The organism is uncultured Legionella sp. (assembly GCF_937871865.1).
GTDB lineage: Bacteria > Pseudomonadota > Gammaproteobacteria > Legionellales > Legionellaceae > Legionella.
Window position 1 is genome coordinate 1 of record NZ_CALMPD010000010.1, and the last position, 5,614, is coordinate 5,614.

The window sequence follows — 5,614 nt, forward strand, 5'->3', positions numbered from 1 at the left end:
CAGGAGTTAAAAAATATGGCTTGCTAACGAGTGGCGTGCGTAAGGTGAGTTATCAATCAAGATACGAAAGATAACTTCTCAATAAGTTGTGACAAAACTACTGTACCGAATTGCCGCGGTCCGCGGTATCCATGAATCCCGTTCGGCGCCTAGCTCTCTATCGTGAACAAGCCAGGTAATTCGGAATAGGGAAATTCCCCAGATTATTGAGAGGTTACATAAAAGGATGAATGGCATGTCACGAAAACCGATTATTAGAAACCTGTTATGGGCAGAACTGGATTACATTGATTATGATGATGATTTTGAACCAGACATTAAAGATGATCGTGTTTTACTTACTGCCATTATTCGCCTAAATGGTCGACATACCCCTCAGAATTTTCAAATGAGATTAAGTTGGACTGAAGATGAGATGAAGATGGAAACATTTATTAATCCATCGGAAGCCTCAAATGACCTGAATCCGGGCAATAAAAAAAGTTCTTTTTTACACTTCCGAACTCCTGAATTATTCTGCAAAAAAGAGTATCAATGTGATGTATTCTATAAAGGAACTCTTTTATCTATCTTAAAGACCAAGAGAGGACGCTATTTTCCTTTAACGATTGAAACACCTCCAGCCCGACGAGACCCACAACCGAGTATTATGGCAGTAAGTGGTGATCAGGAACGGCATGAACAAGCAGGCTTTTTAGGGCGATTGTTTGGTTTCAATAATTATTCACATACCCAACAAATTTATAAACATATTGGTGGCTCTGGTAATTCGCAAGCCGATACTCCTGATGAGCAACCATATCAACTGTTTATTCATCTGGGAGATTTATTTAATGGCGAAGTTTATTTTTCTTTACGCAATCTATTTCTCCCGCATCGCCGTGTTTTTGAACGCCGAGTCCAAACAGAAGAAGCTTTTGATCATCATTTGAAATCGGACTTTTTTCATCCAGCCAACATACATTTAGCCAAACTAATGCACGGTTTTTATAATGGATGTGATGATCACGATGGCGGTGATAATAATATGAAAGAAGCAATTACAAAACAACAAAAATCGGCCAGACAAAACATGGAAAACTCGTTCCATAAAGGTGTAGGATTGCCTCGATTTAGTACCCAGGAAAGTGATGGTTATGGTACAGTTAAAACACCGGATGGGCGTATGGGACCTTTTTTTAAAAAACGAATTGGACAACGTGAATTCTTTATTCTTCATAATCGCCTTACTCAAAAACAAGATGGAACACCAGAATCTTTTTTGTTAGGCGATGAGCAGTGGGAATGGCTAGAAAAATCATTGGCAGAATCGAAGGCAAGTAATAAAATCATCATATCCCCCCTACCATTCGTCATGGGCAAAAAACCGGATGAAGATTACCGAGCTCATTGGCAAGAATGGCATCGTTTGATGCAACTATGTCGAAAATATAAAATCGGTACCATTCTTACCGCTGATTCACATAACTACAGTGAAAGTGAAATTCATGTTGGCAATGCAGATGAGCCAGATGCTCAAGATCCCTGGATTGTTCATCATCACCTCCTTGGCATATTGGGGGGAAGTGCTCAGCATATTACAGAAGAAGAAAAAACAAGTATCAATCAACCAGGCAGGCCCCCTTTACTTCCTCAGGATCAGAACTTTCCTCGTGAGCTTTACACTGGATCTCGTGTTATTTCCTATTTCTCACCCGGAAGTAAACACGCACTTCTACCTAACAGACAGCTTACGGATGAACTAAGCATCCCAAATAATCAGGAAGAAAAAATAATCGACAGTCAATGGACACAAAAAAAACAATGGCGTAAGCATACGCATGGCTATGCACGTTTTATTTTCACCCCCCAAAGCGATTCTTTTTCACAAGAAATAGAGATAGACGATCGCATGGATGAAATCACCTCAACAAATAAACTGAACCCGTTATCCCCCGAACAACTTAATGCATGGCAGGTAAAAATGTCTATTTTTGCTTGTAATCGAAAGCAAAAAATAGCTCATGAATCTCGGTTAGAGAGTGAATATACAAATCCTGTCTATTAAGATGGAAGCTATTATAAAAATAGATATTTTATAACTAAGCAAAGTCTAAATTGTCCCGAATTAATCACCAATGAATCATCTCTATTTGCTACTTAATTTAAAAAGAGAATTTTTTCTTCCAACTCGCCCGTACTGGTACTGAGTCTTTTAATCATGTAAGCTCGTATTCAGCAGCCTATCGTAGCAGATACATTTATTCTGTATTTAGTAAAGACAGATGAGAACCGCTTAAATAACAAAAAATAGTAAAATAATACATCAGTTGTCTTTTTGTTTGATTGGCCGGGCAAAATATTATGGTTCCTGCCTGTGGGCAGGCATCATGGGCTCTGTCGTAACGTACCATCATCCTGAGGAGTTAGCGATGAAGGATCTCCCAGAATTCAGGAGATCGCTAGGCTCAGGATGACGTACTTTTCTCAACTTAATGGCAGTGGGCCTTATGAGTGGGTGTAGAGCGACTGTAATGCAATCGGAACCGCCTATGTGATAACTGCAATCAAAAACCCATGCAACATCATATTAGTTTAAATTACATTCTGAGACTTAGTTTATGGCTATGAGTTGTAAAATAATTCAGTCCGTTTAAAATGTATTGAAATTCTATTGTTCAGGTTTAGAAATGTTCAGCCCTTATGATGTAACTACTCAAAATTATCAAGATTTAGATTGGGATTCGTATGATTTTAGCCATGAGAATCTAAATGATTGTAGTTTTTATAACAGCACTATTACAGACTGCGACTTTTGTTTCTCTATACTGCAAAACGCAGATCTTCGCTTTAAGAAAGTGGATAAATGCCAGTTTATGTTGGCGAATATGGAACAATGCAACTTAAACAATGTTGATTTAAGTACAGTACGCCTGGATTATGCAACCTTAACCGGCGCTAAATTGCAAGGAGCCAAGCTACCCGAGAAATATAGGAAAGAGACTTTAGCCAAAGTACAGGTTGATAATACGACGATAATACCTTTATCTTATTTTTACGCATTAACAGACGATGAAAAAAATAATATTTACAGACAAATGTACCCTTTCCAGCCAGTATCCACAGAACATTCGTCAATCGACTATTTCGCTCTTCTTCATCAAATTATTTATCGAACCCAGGACTATTGGAAATCAATAGCTCCTGATTCAAAAGATGCCCCTTCCAGCATTGAGCAAATAAAAAAAGTGATGGGCTCACCTCTAGGTGATATTGCTTCTCTTAATAAGCTATGGGAAAAAATTAGAACAATTACTCAAACCTACTCTCAAACACCACTTTTGTTCTCTGAAGAGCCTGCTCTTATGACCAAAAAATTGCACCACGCCATCTTAAATAACTCGCTTCATTCATTTCAGGCCGAATTTGAGAATGAACTTAAAGAGGCCGTGCAGGATAATGGGCAATGTTCTGTTCACTACAACAATCAATAAAAACGAACTACAAGCAAGTCCGTGCTCCTTTGGGCTTGCTTCTCTAATTCAGCGCATCAATAAAAAGAGCCTCTTCAAATTATCTTTACAATTCTGCAAAATAATTTTACGATAATGAATACATGAACAGCTCTTAGGCTATGCGGTGTTTTTCAATTGTTCCCATAAAAAACAAGGACTATTTAATGTTAATTAAGTTGATGCTCGGAGTGCTCCAATTTAAAGAAAGAGCGTTTATCCATATGCATGATTTGTTCGAACAATTAAATAAAGGACAGCACCCTGATACCCTGTTTATAACCTGCGCTGATTCTCGGATAGATCCCACGCTCATCACTCAAGCTCATCCTGGGGATCTATTTACTCTGCGTAACATAGGAAACATTATCCCCAAGTACCCATCCTCCTCCAGCGAAGCGGCAGGAATTGAATATGTCTTAAATGAATTTGACATAAAAGATATTATTATTTGCGGTCACACTCAATGCGGAGCAATGAAAGGGTTATTAAAAAACAATATTGCCAATCAGCTGCCTAATGTAGCATCATGGCTCAGCCATTCACATTCTGTATTAAAGAGCATGCATGAAGATGGGACTGAACTGATTGAGGATCCGGAGGAAAAATTAATTATCGCCACCCAAAAAAATATCTTACTGCAAATCGCCCATTTAAAAACATATCCCCTGATTGCAGAGAAATTGGCCCGTAATGAACTCACCATTCATGGGTGGTTGTACGAAGTTAAAACGGGAAAAATACAGATTTATGAGCCTGAAAAATCCGATTTTATAGTGCTTGAATCCGCATTGGATAATGCCATTGAACGAAGAAAAAATAAAATCATCACCAATATTGCCATGGATTATCTGGAAAAGCTGTCACAACCTAAATCAGCAAAAGAGCTACACGAATTCATGCGCTTATTCTCCGAGCTTAAGGATAATATTAATCCAATTTGGCCTGCCATCAAAGAAACATGCAATCAAAAAATATGGGCGGAATTAGGTACATTTTATGCTGCTCCGCTTGACAACAAATTTGTGGCTTTAGTTCAATCAGGAACACAAATTAAATTGCCCGATTTAAAAAAATTCCAACAAAATGTAATTGAATCAGTGGGCTATCATCAATTGTGCAGTCAATTAATAAAATCCTCTTTCTTCTCTCCTCCTCCGAAATACAACTCTATTCCTAAAGAATACTGTTCAAATTCAGAGGATTATTCACCAGGTTATTCTAATAACCGATAAAACCTATTTAATCAGGCCCCTACCTCTGCTATCACCAACGGAATGGATAAGGTTATAAATGGCAATCAAATTAGATGGTTTAAGTCCAAAATTCATTGGTAGTAGGCAAATAGTACGAAGGGGCGTTAAGTTTTGAAGCTCTTAATAAAATGTGGCATGCGACATCGGCTAAAAGGCACTTACGTACGTGTGACAGACTGAAAATCCACATTGCAAAAAAACAGTCAGAAGATTAAAGCCACATAAGACAATGATAAACCAAGCCAAAATACTGGCGATAAATGAGATTTTTGGATAAAACTCGTCATGTGAATGACTTAAACTATCACTAAAACCAAGAATACAAAACCGGATAGCGTAAGCGAATAACAATAAGATAGAAAATACAATTGACCATACCGGCATATGCAGTCCCAATATAGCCGAACCAATATATTCGTGCCCCGGTCTGGGATAGATATTAATTATAGTTTGGCGCGTGCTCATAATTAATAATAAAAGAATAACAATCAAGGTCAGACCTTCATAACGCATTGAATAACCATTCCGTAAACTGAGAATCACTCCAAAGCAAATCCCAAAATAAGCAACACGTTGTAACAAACAAAGAGGGCAAGGATTTTCGCCATGAGCCAGCTCCATATAGATAGCTGTTGTCAAAATAAATCCCATTACCGCCAAAATCATTAGAGAAAAAATATAATTTAATTGAATCATATTATTTTCAGATGCTACTCGGCTTAGAATGTTTTTCACTAATATATTCTCCATTACTTACATTTGAATCCATGGCATTTTGAATCCATATTGAGGGGAGTAGATTTCAAATAAAAAAAGAGATACAACACAAACCAAAGTCACGATAAAAAAACATAGGGCGATACGCTC

At 37.7% G+C, this 5,614-nt stretch carries 4 protein-coding genes; 3 read left to right on the top strand and 1 reads right to left on the bottom strand.

The features are described 5' to 3' along the window. Positions 1 to 235 precede the first annotated feature (235 nt). From Q0495_RS00630 to Q0495_RS00640, 3 genes are all read left to right on the top strand, one after another. Positions 236 to 2,047 carry a hypothetical protein gene (locus Q0495_RS00630; RefSeq protein WP_298622014.1) on the top strand — a complete coding sequence of 604 codons (1,812 nt, stop codon included), beginning with the start codon at positions 236 to 238 and terminating at the stop codon, positions 2,045 to 2,047. Positions 2,048 to 2,669: 622 nt separating this feature from the next. Next, the gene (locus Q0495_RS00635; RefSeq protein WP_298622016.1) at positions 2,670 to 3,473 is read left to right on the top strand and encodes a pentapeptide repeat-containing protein; all 804 of its coding nucleotides are present in this window, start codon (positions 2,670 to 2,672) and stop codon (positions 3,471 to 3,473) included. Positions 3,474 to 3,658: 185 nt separating this feature from the next. Beyond that, entirely contained in the window at positions 3,659 to 4,726 is a 1,068-nt protein-coding gene (locus Q0495_RS00640) for a carbonic anhydrase (RefSeq protein WP_298622018.1), read from the top strand. A 168-nt stretch (positions 4,727 to 4,894) separates the two neighbouring features. Here the strand turns inward: Q0495_RS00640 and Q0495_RS00645 are convergent, their stop codons facing one another. Next, positions 4,895 to 5,482, bottom strand: coding sequence for a disulfide bond formation protein B (locus Q0495_RS00645; RefSeq protein ID WP_298622021.1), 588 nt, complete (start codon positions 5,480 to 5,482; stop codon positions 4,895 to 4,897). Positions 5,483 to 5,614: the final 132 nt, after the last annotated feature.

Bases quoted from the DNA above. Each gene is read 5' to 3' on its own strand.
- Q0495_RS00640 (WP_298622018.1), top strand. From the start codon at position 3,659: ATGTTAATTAAGTTGATGCTCGGAGTGCTCCAATTTAAAGAAAGAGCG.
- Q0495_RS00630 (WP_298622014.1), top strand. From the start codon at position 236: ATGTCACGAAAACCGATTATTAGAAACCTGTTATGGGCAGAACTGGAT.
- Q0495_RS00635 (WP_298622016.1), top strand. From the start codon at position 2,670: ATGTTCAGCCCTTATGATGTAACTACTCAAAATTATCAAGATTTAGAT.